General features: G+C 70.0%; 5 protein-coding genes. 2 read left to right on the top strand and 3 right to left on the bottom strand.

All coding sequences use genetic code 11. The features are described from left to right. Positions 1-803 precede the first annotated feature (803 nt). The 3 genes from OHS70_RS07700 to OHS70_RS07710 all read right to left on the bottom strand — a co-directional run bounded on the left by OHS70_RS07700 (position 804) and on the right by OHS70_RS07710 (position 9,322). On the bottom strand, positions 804-3,587 hold the full coding sequence (locus OHS70_RS07700) for an ATP-binding protein (protein ID WP_328395016.1): 2,784 nt from the start codon (positions 3,585-3,587) through the stop codon (positions 804-806). 5 nt (positions 3,588-3,592) lie between these two features. Next, a complete protein-coding gene (locus OHS70_RS07705; RefSeq protein ID WP_328395018.1) occupies positions 3,593-6,367 on the bottom strand; it encodes an AAA family ATPase in 2,775 nt (924 codons plus the stop codon). A gap of 69 nt (positions 6,368-6,436) precedes the next feature. Next, positions 6,437-9,322: an AAA family ATPase gene (locus OHS70_RS07710; protein WP_328395020.1), complete on the bottom strand. Its 2,886-nt coding sequence runs from the start codon at positions 9,320-9,322 to the stop codon at positions 6,437-6,439. A 909-nt stretch (positions 9,323-10,231) separates the two neighbouring features. Here OHS70_RS07710 and OHS70_RS07715 point away from each other — a divergent pair. Both OHS70_RS07715 and OHS70_RS07720 read left to right on the top strand, forming a co-directional pair. Next, on the top strand, positions 10,232-12,364 hold the full coding sequence (locus OHS70_RS07715) for a chorismate-binding protein (RefSeq protein ID WP_328395022.1): 2,133 nt from the start codon (positions 10,232-10,234) through the stop codon (positions 12,362-12,364). A 540-nt stretch (positions 12,365-12,904) separates the two neighbouring features. Beyond that, positions 12,905-13,663 (top strand): thioesterase II family protein, encoded by a 759-nt coding sequence (locus tag OHS70_RS07720; protein ID WP_328395024.1) that lies wholly within the window; start codon positions 12,905-12,907, stop codon positions 13,661-13,663. Positions 13,664-13,864: the final 201 nt, after the last annotated feature.

A 13,864-nucleotide genomic window follows, 5' to 3' on the forward strand; every position in this document is an offset into this window, starting at 1 on the left:
GGGCGGGGAGGGAAGAAGTGACGGAGCTCGTCTGACGTCGTGGGTTGGTGACCTGCGGCATGATCGCCCTTCGTACGGTGGGGGTCCGTATGCACAGCGCACTATCGTCTTGGGCGTTCCCTCGTGGAACGCCCTCGTCAACGGATCGCGGTGGGTCGAGCCACTCGCGCATGACATCGTTGGCGAAGACGACGCTTTCCTCGTCGCCCTCAGTAGGGGTACGCCGGCCTGCGCAGCAGTTGGTCCTTCGGTGATGGATGGACGGGGACAAACGGGGGGACGGTCTGCACGGCGATGGCCTGCCCGATCCACCGTCGTCCGGCGGACCGCGTCAAAAAACGCGACAGTGACCTCGCCGGCGGCCTTGCACCGCCGGGACTGAGCCCCAGCGTGATGCCCGCATCAGGTGGACATCCAACGCTGGAGAGGGGGACAGCAGGGACCAACCAACTCACCACCGCCCATGGCCGCCCTTCAGGATTTCAAAGGACTCTCCTTTCTTGTGTGAAGTAACGGCCGGGGAGAATACGGATCATGGGACGCGCACGTTTCACCGAGTCCTTATCACTGGAACATAGTTGAACCCTAGAGATTCCCTGATGATCCGGTCAACGCGATCCGCCCTACTCGCGCCGATTCTGTGGGGTTACCCCAGGAAGGTTCGGTCAGCGCCACGAGCATCGCACCTTCACTTCGGTACGGTCGCAAACGAGCAGGTCAGACAGGCAACCCCAACAAAATCGCCCGGTCTTTCGATCGAGTTTCAACCGAAGGCCCGGGCGGATGCGCGAACAGTTCCCCTTTCAACAAGGAGCGTGTGCGTGCGTGTCGTGCAGAACTGCAGCAAGCTGACACCTGCCCGAAACTCCGAGTTTACGATAGGAATTCGTAAGATGCTTTTCCACGGCCCGTGCACTGACTTGAAGTTCAGTCGCAATTTCCCGATTGGTGAGGCCGCTGACAGCCAATGCGGCCACGCGGCTCTCGGTACGGGTCAGCACCGCCGCCGCGGTGCGGGCCGAGGCCCTGCGCGCCACCGCCGCGGGTACCCATGGCACGCCGCAGGACTTCGCCAGTTCTCCCGCCTCGCGCAACAGCCGGTTCGACTCCGCGCCACTGCCCAGCATCTGCCCCAGATCGCGCACAGCCCTGAAGAGCTCCAGCTCGTTGACGGAGCCACGGAGCGTCTCGACGGCCTCCCGTAGCAGATCGACGCTCGCGCCCGTCCCTTCCGTCAGCGCCTGCAGCCGTAGTGCCCTGCCAATGGCTACCGGCGCTCCCCACTCTCTCGCCTGCGAGTACTCCTCGACCGCGAGTGTCCGGGCGATGTGGTGGTCACCGAGCCGGTGGGACAGGGAGATCGCCCAGGGGCGCCACGGGAAGAGAACAGGGTTGCGCCACCCCGCGCACTCCAGTTGGCGACCGCAGTGCATGGCGGTGTCCAGTGCCGCGGTGGCATCTCCAGCCTGAGCCTCCTGCGAGATCCGCAACAGGCTCAGCAGCGCGGCTGGGACCGGCCCAAGCGGCTGGCCTGGCGCCTCCGTCGCCACCCGCGTCTCCAAGTGCGCATCCTGTGTCGACAGCGTCAGCGCGGCGAGTACGGCGGCGTAGAAACAGCGGCGCTCCTCGCTCACGGTCCCATCCAGGCCGACGACGCGCTGCGCCTCCTCACGCGCCTGGGGCAACCGGCCCAGAGCAAGCTGGAACAGCTCGCGCTGGGCATGCCCCACGGCACCGGGCGTGCCACCATCCCTGCTTGCGCTCTGCTGGGCAGCATTCAGCCAGGGCTCGGCAGCCTGTACGGAATCGGCCCCCACCAGGGTCAGCAGGACCAGGTGGACCACCGAGCCGTGGCCGGGGGCGGTGGCCGCCTCCCATTCCAGGATGCCGCGGGCCTGCCGCGCAACCTCCGACGCCTCGCCGTCGGCGCCGAGCGCCGACGCGTACAGCAGCACGGCCAATAGTTCCCGGCCACCGCGCGTGCGGACGAGGACGGAAGGCTCCAGCGCCCGCAGCCTCGCGACGGCATCGGTGAGTTGCGCGTAGTCGCAAAGGCCCGCGTAGCGCAGCCTCGCTTCCAAACGGTGCGCCTCCTCACTGCCGGCGCCTTCCTGAGCATCAGGACCCGCCAGATCCTCGGCAGCCCGTCTGAACAGGTCGATCCTCGCGGGGCTCAGGGGGGCGGTCAAACAGGGCGAGAGCTGCAGCGCGGCAGTGGCCCGGTCACGGGCCGTGGGGAGCAGGGGCACAGCCTGAGCGATGTGGCGTTCGGCGGCGGTCGGGTCGAAGGACCCCTCCGCAGCAGCTAGTTCAACCAGGAGCCGAGCCCTCGTCCGGTCCTGCTCGACCGCGTCCAGCAGCGCCCGTTGCAGATACCGGGCGGCCAGTTCCGGCGCGCTTCTGTGTGCGGCAGCGTCCGCCGCGCTGCGCAGAACCGGAACGGACCAAGAGTGCCTGGAGGTGGGCACCTCCATCAGGTGGGCAGCTACCTCTTCCGCCGGGCGACCGTGTTCATACAGGATCTCGGCGGCGGCTTCGTGCCGACGCTGGAGCTCGGCGGAACTCATCGAGCACTCGACCGCTTCGCGCACCGCCGGGTGCGCGAAGCGCGGCTGGCCCGCCTCAGCCAGCAGCCCAAGCCGGTGCAGCGCGCGCAGTGCCGTCGCCAGGCCGACGTCGTCGAGGCCCGCGAGCCGGCCGACAAGGTGGGAGTCCTGCTGCCCGTCCGGGGTGGCGATGGCGAGCCCAGCCGCTGCGTCCCTGACCGGTTGCGGTTGCATGAGCAGGCAGCTCGTGATCCGGTCCCGGAGCCGGACAGAGTGCGGCGAGCGCGCGACGTGGGCGTTGCCGGCCAGTGGCCGGCAACCGGTGGCGGAGAGTTCAGAGAGCCCGGAGAGAAGGAAGAGCGGATTGCCCCGGGAAGTCTCGTGGCACGCCCGCACGAACTCCTTGTCGGCGGGCCGGCCCAAGTGCTCGCGGACGAGTTCCCCGGTGGCGGCCAGGGACAGCGGCGCGGGTCGCAGGACGTGTGCCGAGGCCGCCGCGACCTCCTCGACCAGCGGGTCGCCCGCACCGGGATCGCCGTCGCGCAGTGTGCACACGAGCAGCATCCGCAGGCCCTCCAGGCGCAGGACGAGATGAGCGAGCCAGCGCAGCGACCAGGCATCCGCCCACTGCACGTCGTCGACGAGAACCAGCAGAGGTACCGTGGCGCTCACTTCGGCCAGCAGCGAGCGCAAGTCCCGCAGAATCGTTTCGTCCGGTGCGTGGGTGTCGTAGTCCAAGACCTGCCGGGCGGCTTCTGCGCCGGCGAACCAGTGTTCTCGGGCCTGGCTGGATGCAGTGGTCAACACACTGTCAAACAGCTGGCGTACCACCCCGAAGGCAAAGTCCCGTTCCCCCGCCGCCGCGTTGGCCCGTAACAGGTGCACCGTCTTCGGATCGACGCGCTCGGACAGTTCACGTAACAGCGCCGATCGACCAATTCCCAGGGGGCCGGCCACCAGAAGGAGCGAGGATCTCCCTCCGGCAGCGGCGCGCAGAGCGCCCTGTGCCACCGCCAGTTCGGCTCCTCGGTCGAGCAGCATCGCGTTCAGTGTCCTTCCGTCGCGCGGACCAGTGCCCGCAGTTCCTGACGCCCGTTGATGCACAACTTGCGGTACACCCGGGCTAGCCGGAGTTCCACGGCACGGCTGGAGACCTGCAGCACAGCGGCTATGTCACGGTTGCTGCGGCCGATGCCGGCGAGCAGTGCGGCCTGCCGCTCACCCGGGGAGAGCACGTCCCAGCCCGGAACCGGTACCGTTTCGGCGGCCATTCCGGCCAGGGCACGAGCCCGGGCCGCCATCGGGGCTGCCGGATGGGCGGCGGTCAGCGCGCTCAGTTCGACCAGGGACACCGCCGCCAGCTGCCGGTCACCCCCGGGGGCGGTCAACTCCGTGGCGGTGAACTCGGCGAGCACGCGGGCGTATTCCGGACCGGTCGGTCCGGACCGGACTGCTTCCATGGCCGAGCGGAGGGTGGCCAGACGGTCTTTCCGCGCGGTCACCAGGACTGCAGTCAGCTCGGCCCAGGCGACGCTGCTGCCGATGCGCCAGCGCCGGGCGAGCGTCAGCTCCTGCTCGCTGAGGCTCAGGGCCGCGTCTGCATCACCCGCGGCGTGGCAGGCCAGCGCGGTCAGCGAACGCCAAGGCACCAGAGCGGGATTGAGATGGTGACGGCTCAACAGCCGGCGGCCGCATTCCAGCAGCTGGTCCCGCGCCTCCGCGGGGCTGCCGGAGCGCAATGCGACCACGCCCCGGGCGAACAGCAGATGGGGCCAGTACTCGCTGTGTTCGGCAGCGGACGGCATGGGCATGGTGACGCGGTCACGGGCTCGCTCATCACGGCCGCTCTCCACGTCGACGATGGTGCCGATGCCGTGCAAGTGCGGCAGGACGGCAGCCGACCGCACGAGCAGGCCCACCGCCTGCTCGGCCTCCCGCAGGTCCCGCTCGGCCTGGGCAAGCCGACCACGGCGCAGATGGACCTCGCCGCGCAACGCGAGAAGGCGCGGGGCAGCCAGCCGGAGCCGGCTGCCGCCGAGTGTGCCAAGCAACCGGTTCAAGCCGGCTTCCGCCTCGTCCAGCGCGTCGGCGAGGCACAGGGCCTTGCAGGCGGCCAGCGTAGGCTGGACGAGCGGGCCGTCGGACCGGTGATCGTAGGCCAGGGCCGTCCGCGCCAGGCTCCGGACTTCGTCGAGCGCCTCGCCGTACAGGGCCAGTTGCCAGGCACGCACGGCGGCCTGAGCGGGTGAGGCCGGCCGCTTAGGAAGCGGTGGGACCGAGGGAACGGACACCACGTCGTGCTCCTGAGCGGTGGGGTCGGCGGCCCAGAACAGCGCGAGCATATCCTCCCGTTCGGCGCCGGTCGCCTCCGTCAGCACGTCCGTGAGAGCGCGGCGCACAGCCCGGGTGCCGCCTGCGGTGATGCCGAGGTCGGCGGCGGCTACACGCACCACGACGGGGTTGCCGGGCGTGCGGATCAGCCGCTCGATCCGCAGATCACCCGCCTCAGGCTCGGTGACCAAGTGCACGGCGGCCAGTTCCAGGTCAAGCCGCGCGCGCTCGGCGGGGTCCCGTACCTCCTGCGAGGCTCGGGTGAGCAGTACGACGGCGCGCCCGTGTGTGTCGTCCCGGACCGCCCGGTCCGCGTCCCGTCGCAGCGTCCGCACCGCCCAAGGCGCTGCGATCGGGCGGGCGCCGAGCAGCAGATCGGCCACCGCCCTGTCCTCGGCTCCGGCGCGATGGGCAAGTTCGGCGGCCTGCGTGTGCAAGTCGGTCCGGTCAGCTGCGGTCATCCCCTCCAGGACCCGCGTGCGCAGGGACGGTTCGACCCGCAGACGGCCGCCCGGCAGGCCCTGGATACCGACCGTCTGCGTCAAGGCGGCGCGCAGCCGGTGCTGGTTGAGACGGGTCGCGCGTGCGAGAGCGCACACGAAAGGGAAGTCGAGCAGGTCTCCGCAGACAGCCAGGGCCCGTACCACCGCGCCCCCTTCCGAGCCGAGCGTGTGCATCGCGTGGACGAGGTGGTCGCCGCGTACCTCGGTGCCGATCGTGTGGAGGAGCGACACACGGGCTGCGCCCGTGTGGTGCCCTAGGGCGCCGAACCGCAGCAACAGGTCGTGGAGCACCGCGGGTTGGCCGCCGCTGATCCGGCCCGCCTCCGCCGCGAACCGCTCATCGTTCCCCGGCCCACAGATCCGCGTGACCGCGGCTGCGACCTCATGCGGTGACAGCGGCGCCAGGGGCAGGTGGTGGCAGGAGGCTGGGCCCGGAGCAGAGCCGAGCGCGCTCAGCCATCCCGGTTCATCGGCCACCGCTTCGCTGCCACCGCACGCGACGACGAGCGGCAGACCGGCGGACCGGCGCAGCAGCGCCTGGAGCCAGTGCAGCGACTCCCGGTCGAGCCAGTGCGTGTCCTCGACGGCCAGGACGGTCGGGTGCTCACGCACGGCGCGCAGCACCCTCGTCAGGCCCGGAAGAGGCTCGGGTCGCGCTGCCCGATGGCTCGTGGCCATGCCGTCGAGTTGGTCCAGCAACTGTGTCACCACGGCATACGACTGCTCCTTCTCCGACAGGACGGCGCGGGCGTGCAGCACCCGGCGACCGGCCGTGCGTGCCCGGTCCACGGCCCAGCGGACGAGGGCGCTCTGGCCGGATCCACTTCCGCCCGACAGCGTGACCAGTACCGGGCCCGCGGTGTCCAGGGCGTCGACCAGCGCCGCCAGGCGCGTCCGTTCCCGTTCACCGGTGCAGGGCGGCAGATGTGTGGCGGCCGTCGCCGACTGGGCGTGGTGGAACCGGGAGGAGTTGGCCGAATAAGTCATCCGGTGCTCACCTGGCTCTCCAGCCTCCGCTCCTTCGTCCGTGGCGTGCGTCTCCGGCAGGGCGGACATTCACGTTCCCTCCAGCACTGATGCGCCCGGGAGCTGCATCGAGCGGCCCTGGACGGCGCGCAGAGCGAGGCCGAGTCCCTCCCGTCGACGCACCCCGAGCTTGCGGTAGACATTGGTCAGATGGGACTCGACGGTCCGCACGGTGACGAACAGTCGTTGTGCGATCTGGCGGTTGCTCGCTCCGGACACCGCCAGTCCGGCCACCTTGAGCTCGGTCGTGGTAAGCAGACCCCCAGTCGACGTACCGGTGGCGCCCGCCATCCGTCCTCCGGCGGAGACCAGCAGGTTGCGGGCCGACTCCGCCAGCGCGAGCGCGCCGCAGCCACCGGCGAGGCCCGCCGCTCTGCGCAGCCGGTTCCGGGCGGCGGTCTCGTCGCCGTGCAGGAGGAGGGCTCGGCCAAGGGCGTATTCAGCCCGGGCGCATTCGGCAACAGCGGGTGAGCGGGACAGGTGATGCACCGACTCGGCGAGCAGATCGACCCCTGCCCGGCCCCGAGTGAGCACGCCCCGTGCAAGCGCGGCAAGGCCGAGGGCGCGTGGCGTTCCCCAGCGGCGGGCGCGTTCAGCTCCCTGGTCGGCGAGTTCCCTGCCGTCGGCGGGGTGGCGCATGGCCGCGAGGATGAGGCAGGCCTCCGCCCACCACGGGGTGACCACCGGGTTCACCACACCGGCAGCCTCCTGTGCCCAGCCGCACTCGCGCAGCAGCCGAAGGGCCTGCGCGGGGTGACCGGCGGCCCAGCGGGCCCGAGCCCGGGCGTACAGGTACAGCTGGTTTTCGATGGCGGAGCTGCTCGGTTCGGCGCGGCTGATCCCGTCCAGAAGGCGCTCCGCCCGCTGGGGCTCGCCCTGGTCGACGAGAGCAGACGCCAGCACCGCACGCGCCTGCCGCATCCACGCGTCACTGCCCGATTCGCCCACCGTGTCGATCGCGACGCGGGCCGCGGCGGTGGCATCGAAGAAGGCGCCGTCGCGGCGCAGCAAGGTGGACCGTGTGGTCAGGGCAAGTACGCGAGTCCAGGAGGCCGGTTCATCGGCGGTGCGGCGTAGCACGGTGTCGAGTGCGGCGTGCGCGTCCGCGGTCTCGTCGGCGAGGGCGAGGGTGGTGGCGGCGGCTAACTGCAGCCAAAGCGGTTGTTTGGGGGCGGCGACGAGCACCCGGCGGACGTCCCGCACCGCCCTCTCCCGGGAGTGGCCGGACAGTGCGTCGTGCAATGCGCCGAGCGCCGCTGTCTGGAGCGGGTCGCTGAGGCCGGTTCGCACCTGGTGCGGCGCCGTTAGGGGACCGCGGGGTTGCCGGCCCGCCGTGTCAGTTCGACGCCGCCCCATGAGCAGCAGGACGGCCGCCACCTGGTCGCGCAGCTGTACGTCGGTCTGCGAGTCGTTCGTGAGGGTGTCCCGGGCGGCTTCCAGGGCCTCCAGCAGTTCCGCCCGGTGAGAGGCCGGGAGGGGCACGGTCAGGCAGGCCATGGCGTATTGGACCGCGATGCTGGCTCGTGCGGCGGTGTCTGCGGCGTCGGCGAGTGCGGTTCGGAACAGCGCAGCCGCGGCCAAGGGGTCGGTGGGGGTCACGGCGAGGGCGAGCCGCAGTCGGGCTTCGGCGTCGTCCGGCTCCGCCTCCAGGGCACGGCGCAGGAAACCGGCCGCGTCGCTGAAGGCGCCGCGCTGCTCGGCCCAGGCGGCGGCATCCCGCAGTACTGCCGCCATCCACGGTTCGTGGACTTGGGGCAGCTCAACCAGATGCCGGGCCACCTGGTCGGCCGGGCTGCCAGCGTCGCTGAGCAACAGGGCGGCGCGCGCGTGCAGTTCTGCCCTCTGGCTGACACTGAGCGACTCTAGAAGCGCGTCCCGTACGGCGTCGTGCACCACTTCCGCGCCATCAGGGGACAGGGCTCCGGCGTGGCGCAGTACTGTCACCGCCTCCTCGGCCGACCCGCGATCCACGTCCGCCAGGACCGCGATGTACTTGAGGGGTTCGGTGCCGAGCAGCGCGACGGCAGCCGCGGCGCTCCGCAGGTCGGCGCGCTCACGGGCGAGCACGCGCCGCACCGACCTGGCTCCCATGCGAGCGCCCAATTCCACCGCCTGGCGCGCGCCCGCCTCGTCCGGGCCGGCCCCCCGGCGTCGCAGTTCGCGCAGCAGTCGTACAGCGGTCCGCGGGTTGCCGCCGGTCACCGCGGCCACGTCCCGGGCCAGTCGGGGGTGCACCGGTGTCCCGAAGACCTGCTCGGCCAGGCTGCCGACGGTGTCGGTACCGAGAGCGCCGAGGTGCAGGAGGGACATCGCGGGTTGCGCAAGGAGGCCGGCCCAGGCCTCGGGGGCTCGCAGACGGGCCTCGGAACGCCGTGCGAGGAGGACCAGCAGGGGGTGCCCGGCCGCCCGCCGCAGGATGAAATCCAGCCAGCGCAAGGAGTGTTCGTCGCAGTCGTGGGCATCGTCGAGCGCGAGGATGAGTGGTCGATGCGCCATCAGACGTAAGGCGTGCCTGTGGAGTCGGCGGAACACCGGGTAAGCGGTGGGGAGGCTGAACCGTTGTGTACCCCCGGGTCCGGGCAGGAACTCAGCCGGATGGCCGGCACCCCCGTCTGTCTCCTCGCGGTGTGTTGCCGGGGTGCCCGTCGCCGCGAACAGGGCCCGTAATCCGGAGTATGCCCCGGCCCCTCCGGCCGCCTCCCCGCAGTGGCCGCGCAGCACCGTCATGCCCCAGCATCCGGGGGTACGCAGCAGCGAGTCGAGCAGAACGCTCTTCCCGAAGCCGGAGGGCGCGGTGAGGATCGCGCATCCGGTATCGCCGCGGCGCGCGGCGCTCACCCGCGCGACGAGTGCTGCCAGTTCGTTGTCGCGGCCGAGCAATACGTCGTGCTGCAGTATTTTCCCATGGTTACGCACGCAACCCCCTCGCACCCTCAACACACCTTTTAGCAACATTGCTCGGCGACCGACTCGCTCGCGAATTTGCAGCAAATTTCCGCCGAGGTGAGCAGCGCACCCAAACAGCACGAATCACATTTGCGCAAGCTTGCGAGGATCGCCGGAGCACCCCCCTGGTTCCGGAGGATACCTCCTTTGGGTAGCCGAGATAGCAGGGGGCGCGCCGCCATGAAAGTTCCCGTCATCACATCACTAAACCCGATTCGATAAATTGCGACAAAGGTGACGAACAGTCACAAATCTTGCTCTTCCAACTGCGGAAGTCTAAGGAATTCCCGGCGCCGACCATGAGATTACATAGGGATGCAATGTGGACCCCGGCCTCGGACAACGGGGGAGCGACGAGCGCCGCGACAAGAACGATTCCGCCCGTCGACCTTCCGGAACTCGGACACCCCGCCAGGGCGCGGCATGGCGCCGCCCGGCAGCTCCCGCGACTGAATTCAGAGGGTCGAGGGTTCGAACGGATCGACGTGACAATCAGCACACACTGTCTGGACGACTTCGGCGCCCACCACGCAGGTACTCTTTCCGAAGTTGACCCATCCCCGAGAACGCGACGCGATCCGGCCATTCGTTTTCGGCCCGCATCCCACTCATCGGCACCGGCTCTCCATCAATCAACCACTCGGATAAGTCCGCCCAGTGCAGCCTTCCGGGTAATTTTCCGCGAACGACGCTCCCTCTCCTGAAAATTCTCTGATTCGACTTCCGGCCGCGGTTTCCCCTCCCGGAATCCCATCGAGGAAACGCTTTCCCCTCGCGCCAGACAGCACAGGAGACCGACCCGCCGGGCCGCTTCCTGGCCCGATTCAACTGGCCGCAAGCCCCGGTCCCGCCCAAGCATGTGCGGAACAAGGACCCGTGATGCGCACTCTGCTGGTCGACAACTACGACTCGTTCACCTACAACCTGTTCCATCGCATCGCCGAAGTGAACGGACGCGAGCCCGAGGTCGTCCGCAACGACGACCCCGCCTGGCGTCCCGGCCTGCTCAAGGGCTTCGACAACGTGCTGCTGTCCCCGGGGCAGGGCACCCCGTTCGAGACCGCCCGCTCCGGTATCTGCGCCGAAGTAACCGCACACGGACGGCTGCCGGTGCTCGGGGTGGGTCTCGGCCACCAGGCCATCGCCCTGGCGCACGGCGGTTCGGTGGGCCGGGCCCCCTGGCCGTGCCATGGACGCACCTCACCCGTGCGGCACACCGGCAGCGGTCTTTTCCACGGCCTGCCCAACCCGCTGGAAGTGGTCCGCTACCACTCCCTCGCGGTCACCGGCCTCTCGCCCGCCCTGGAGCCGGCCGCCTGGGCGACGGACGACGGCGTGGTCATGGCCCTGCGGCACTGCGCCCTCCCCCTGTGGGGCGTGCAGTTCCACCCCGAGTCCGCCGGCGCCGAGACGGGCCCTCATCTGCTGGCCAACTTCCGTGACCTCACCGAGCGGCACGGCCGTGTACGAACCGTTCTGCCGATGCACGCTCCCATGCCCCCCAGAGCGCCGGGCCGGTCCCCGCGCGGCGGCCGGCCGCCCCAGCGGCGACGCCAACTGCGGGTGCTGCTAAGGCGACTGCACGGCCACAGGAACGCCGAGGCCGTCTTCGACCGGCTGTTCCGCTCCGGTGACCATGCGTTCTGGCTGGACAGCAGCCGGACCGGCGTCGGTGCAGGGCGTTTCTCCGTACTGGGCAACGCCGACGGGCCGCTCGCCCGAATCGCCACCGCGAACGTCGCCAAGGGCACCGTGTCCGTTCAGGCGGCGGGGTCGGTGGAGGTCGTACGCAGCGGCTTCCTGGACTTCATCGAAGCGGACCTGCGCTCCCTCGCGGTCGACTGCCCGGACGTGCCGTGCGACTTCGCGCTCGGCTGGGTCGGCTTCCTCGCCTACGAGTTGAAGGCCGAGTGCGGGGGCGCGCGAGCCCACCGGTCACGGCATGCCGACGCCGTCATGGTCTTCGCCGACCGAGCAGTCGTCCTGGACCACGACACGGACACCCTCCATCTGCTCGCCCTCGCCGAGGAAGGGCAGGAAGCCCCGGCGCGGGCCTGGCTCAGCACCGCCCACGCAACCCTCACCCACCTGCGGCTGCCGCATGCCTCGGCCGCCTCTCACCCGTCGGCCGCCACGCCGGTACGACTTCGACTGCGTCACGAGCGCGAGCGGTACCTCAGGCTCGTCGACGCCTGCCAGGAGGAGCTGGCGGCCGGTCGCAGCTACGGCGCGTACCTGGCCAACATGATCGAGGCCAGAACGGGCCTCGACCCCTGGCACGCCTACCGATCCCTGCGGCGGATCCATCCGGCTTCGTTCGGAGCCTTTCTCAGCTTCGGTCCCTTGTCAGTGCTCAGCGCCTCCCCCGAGCGTTTCCTTCACGTCAACCAGGACGCACGGGTGGAGTCGACCATCGTGGGTGGCTCCCGGCAGCGCGGAGCCACCCCGCAGGAGGACGCGCTGCTGGTCGCGGACCTGGCGACCAGTGAGCGGGACCGGGCCGAGCATCTGACACTCGTTGACGTTGTCCGGCACGATCTGGGCTCCCTCGCCCTCACCAGCAACGTCTCGGTCGATCCGTTCTTGGATGTGGAGACGGGTGCCACGGCCCACCGCATGGTGAGCACCGTACGGGCAAAACTGCGCGCGGACGCCGGAGCCGCGGCCGCGGTGCGCTCGGCTTTCCCGGGTGCCTCGGTCACGGGCGCCCCCAAACTCGGCACGACTCGGATAACCGACCGGCTGGAGAGCGGCCCCCGCGGCATCCACACGGGCGCGGTCGGGTACTTCTCCCTGACCGGTGCGGCCGACTTCGCCCTCGCCACACACACCGCGTTGCTCACCGGCCACGGACTGCGCTATGGCGTCGGCGCCATCATCACCGCGGCGTCCGACCCTGACCACGTGCTCGAGCAGACCGCCCTCCAGGCAGAACCGCTGCTGACCCTGCTGGGTGCCCGCCTGCCCGGGCGCGGCAAGGCTGTGCGTGCCTCCCGGGGGCGGCACTTCTAGGGTTTTCCCGAATGTCCCTGCCCGAGTATCGAAGGCAACCGTCCCACCCTCCGCGGCAGGAGGCCGGGGTACCGGACCGACCAACCCATAGGAGACAGTGATGTCCTGACCCAGTCCAACGCCTCCCCCGCATCAGGAAGGAGACGAGAACGTGATCTAGGCACATGGCGTCAGCAAAGCCTTCGGCTCCCTACGCGCACTCAACTCGGTCGCCCTGTCCACTCCTCGGGAACGGTACTGACGCTACTCGGCCACGACGGAGTGGGCAAACCACCCCTGTCGGCATTCTGACCGCGGCCCTGGAGCCCTCCGTCGGCCGGGCGACGGTGCCGGCTTCGACATGACCCGCGAGTGCCTGCAGGCCCGGCGGCGCATGGGGCTCAGCGGCCACCACGGCCCGCCGCGTCAGAGCGGGACGCGGTGCACAGTACGCCGACCTGTGTCCCGGCCTGGCGATCACCGTGCACAAGGACTGAGCACGCGCACCGTCGCAGCCCCGCGGCCCTGTCGCCGCTCCCCAGCAAGAAAGGACCCGAGCTGTTGAACAGCGTGGACGACGACCTGGCCATGTGGGTCAGGCGATATCACCCGGCGCCCGGCAATGCCCCCCGGCTGGTCTGCTTCCCGTACGCCGGCGGGTCGGCCAGCTTCTACCTGCCCATGTCGACCGCCTTCTCCTCCAGCGCCGACGTCATCGCCCTGCAGTATCCCGGCCGACAAGACCGCAGGCTGGAGCCCTGTGTCACCGACATCGGGGAACTGGCTGACCGGATCACCGACAAGCTCCTCCAACTGGACGAGAAACCGACCCTGTTCTTCGGTCACAGCATGGGGGCCGTCCTCGCCTTCGAGACGGCGTGGCGACTGGAGCAGAAGGGCTCAGGAGCCGCGCCCCGAGCCCTGGTCGCGTCGGGGCGCCGGGCGCCCTCCACTCATCGCGCGGAGAGTGTCCACCGGCGCGACGACGACGGCATCATCGCCGAGTTGAAGATCCTTGACGGTACCGACCAGGAGGTGCTGGGCAACGAGGAGATCCTACGCATGGCGCTGTCGGCCATCCGTGGCGACTACGAGGCGATCGAGAGGTACCACTGCGGCGAACAGCGCCGCGTGAGCTGCCCAATCACCGCTCTGACCGGCGACGCCGACCCGCGCACCACCATCGACGAGGCAACGGCCTGGGAGCGGCACACCGACGGCTCCTTCCGACTGGAGGTGCTGCCCGGCGGGCACTTCTTCCTGACGGGGCAGCAGGCCGCGGTCGTGTCCCTCATATCCCGCGAACTCGGGCGGCTGTGATGCGTACGCTGCTGGTCGACAACTACGACTCCTTTAACCTGCAACCTCTTCCACCACACGCCAAGGTCAACGGCGAGGAACCCGAGGTCGTGCGCAACGACGACACGGCCTGGGGCCCGGAGCTGCTGGACTCCTTCGACAACGTCGTCCTCTCGCCCAGTCCCAGCTCCCCGCACCGCCTGGCCGACTTCAGTTCTGCTT

Source organism: Streptomyces sp. NBC_00390, assembly GCF_036057275.1.
Classification (GTDB): domain Bacteria; phylum Actinomycetota; class Actinomycetes; order Streptomycetales; family Streptomycetaceae; genus Streptomyces.

Excerpts from the sequence above, each read along its gene's own strand:
- OHS70_RS07700 (WP_328395016.1), bottom strand. The coding sequence starts at position 3,587 with ATGCTGCTCGACCGAGGAGCCGAACTGGCGGTGGCACAGGGCGCTCTG.
- OHS70_RS07705 (WP_328395018.1), bottom strand. The coding sequence starts at position 6,367 with ATGACTTATTCGGCCAACTCCTCCCGGTTCCACCACGCCCAGTCGGCG.
- OHS70_RS07715 (WP_328395022.1), top strand. The coding sequence starts at position 10,232 with ATGCGCACTCTGCTGGTCGACAACTACGACTCGTTCACCTACAACCTG.